The sequence below is a fragment of the Kitasatospora sp. MY 5-36 genome (assembly GCF_001182915.1).
Lineage (GTDB): Bacteria > Actinomycetota > Actinomycetes > Streptomycetales > Streptomycetaceae > Kitasatospora.
In genome coordinates, this window is the sequence record NZ_LFVW01001055.1 from 1 (window position 1) to 2178 (window position 2178).

Genomic DNA, 2178 nt, shown 5'->3' on the forward strand with positions numbered 1-2178 from the left:
CGCCGAGGCCGTCGCCGGCCCCGGGGCCGGCCGAGGCCACGGCTGCAGTGGCGGCGGCCGTACGACGACTGTGCGCGGTCGGACGGGCCGGGCCCTCGCGCAGCTGCGGTGCGAGGCTCGCCTGGCGGGTCCGGCGCGGCAACTCCCCGGGGCCCGAGTCGACTTGGGGGCCGTCCGGTCGATGGCCGTCCGGTCGTTGACTGTCCGGACGTTGACTGTCCGGACGGGGACCGCGCGAGCCTGGTCCGGGCACCGGCTCCGAACGGCGTTCCGTACGGTACGGCTCCGCGCTGTACGGCTGCGGCGGCCCGGACTGCGGACGGGCGGCCGCACCCGCGCCCCCGTCCGCAGCCGGACCGGCCACCCGGGCACCGGAGGCCCGGTAGGGGGTACGGCGCACCGGCCCGGGGTCGCTGCCCCGGGCACCGAACGGCAGCAGCGCCCCACCCTCCGGCGGCGGCCCACCCACCGCCGGAAGCCCGTCACTTGCCCCGCCCTGCGAGTACTCCCGGCGCCTCGGATCGCCGCTCAGGGCGCCGCCCGGGACACCGCTGGGACCCCCCGTCGGCTCCCCCGCGTGACCGTGCACCGGCGTGAACTCCCGCTCCGGGCCACCGTGCTGTGCCCGCTCGGCGAACACCGGATCCGTCGGTCCCGCCCCGACCGCCACCCCGCCCGGCGCCGCCGCACACGGCAGGGGCGGCACCGGCTCGAAGCCGTACCGCGCCTCCGCCGCCCCCATCTCCGCCCCCATCTCCGCCTCCACTTCGGCCGTATCGTCGGCCGTCTCGTCGGCCAGCAGCGTGGTCGGCAGCAGGACCACCGCCGTGGTGCCGCCGTACGCGGAGGTCACCAGCGAGACCTTGACGTCCTGCCGCCGGGCGAGCCGGCTGACCACGAACAGGCCGAGCCGGTCGCTGTCGAAGAGGTCGCTCTGCTCGGCGGCGGCGATCCGGCGGTTGGCCGAGGCCAGCACCTCCGGGCCCATGCCGAGGCCGCGGTCCTCGATCTCCAACGCGAAGCCGTTGCCGACCCGTTCGCCCCGGATGTGCACCCGGGTGTGCGGCGGGGAGAACCCGGTGGCGTTCTCGACGAGTTCGGCCACCAGGTGGGTGAGGTCGGCGACGGCGTGGCCGACCACCGCGGCCCGTGGCAGCGGGTGGACCTCGACCCGGGCGTACTCCTCGACCTCCGAGACGGCCGCGCGCACCACGTCCACCAGCGGGACGGGCCGACGCCAACCCCGCCCGGGAGCGGCCCCGGAGAGGATGATCAGGCCCTCGGCGTGGCGGCGCATCCGGGTGGTGAGGTGGTCCAAGCGGAACAGGTCGGCCAGCTCGGATGGGTCGTCGGTGCGGCGCTCCATCGCGTCCAGCAGGGTGAGTTGGCGGTGCACCAGGACCTGGCTGCGGCGCGCGAGGTTGACGAACACACCGGAGACCCCGGAGAGCACCTCGGCCCGCTCGACCGCCGCCGTGACGGCCGCCCGCTGGACGGTGCCCAGCGCCCGCTGCACCTGGCCGATCTCGTCGCCCCGCCCCACCGGCCGGGGCGCCTCGGCCTCGATGTCCACCTCCTCCCCCGCACGCAACTTCCGCATGGTCGCCGGGAGTTTGCGCCCGGCCAGCTCAAGTGCCGAGTTGCGCAGGCCGATCAGATCGGTGACCAGCCCGCGCCCGATCTGCACCGAGATCACCAACGAGGCCACCACGCCGACCAGTCCGAGCAGCACTGCCATCCCCGCCGGAGTGAACAGGCCCAGGGCGTACGGGTCCTGGCGCTCGGCGGCGAGCCGTCCGGCCTGGTCCTCGACGGTCCGCAGGCCGCCGGCCACATTGCCCGCGACCATCGCCCACCGGTCGGCCGGCACCGCCGCGACCGCCGTCCGGCCGTCGGCGGCCGTCCGCACCCTGTCCTCGTACCCGGCCAGCTCGCGGTGGTCCTGGCCACCGGTGACGGCGAGCAGCGCCGTCCGGTCCGCGGGGCGCAGCTCGGCGGCGGCGCCCCGCTCGAACTCGCGCCGGGCGAAGGCCGCGCCGGAGAACTCCCGCAGCTGGTCGTCGCCGAGCCCGCCGGACAGCTGGGCGGCACGCAGCAGGGCGTCCTCCCGGGCGAGCAGCTCCCGGGACCGGGCCAGCTCCAGCAGCACCCGCGCGTCGGCGGCCACCTGGCGGTCCT

General features: G+C 76.7%; 1 protein-coding gene. It reads right to left on the reverse strand.

The annotated features are described in order from the left end of the window. The coding region (locus tag AE652_RS45805; RefSeq protein WP_053112567.1) for a nitrate- and nitrite sensing domain-containing protein at window positions 1–2178 on the reverse strand (2178 nt) is incomplete at both ends.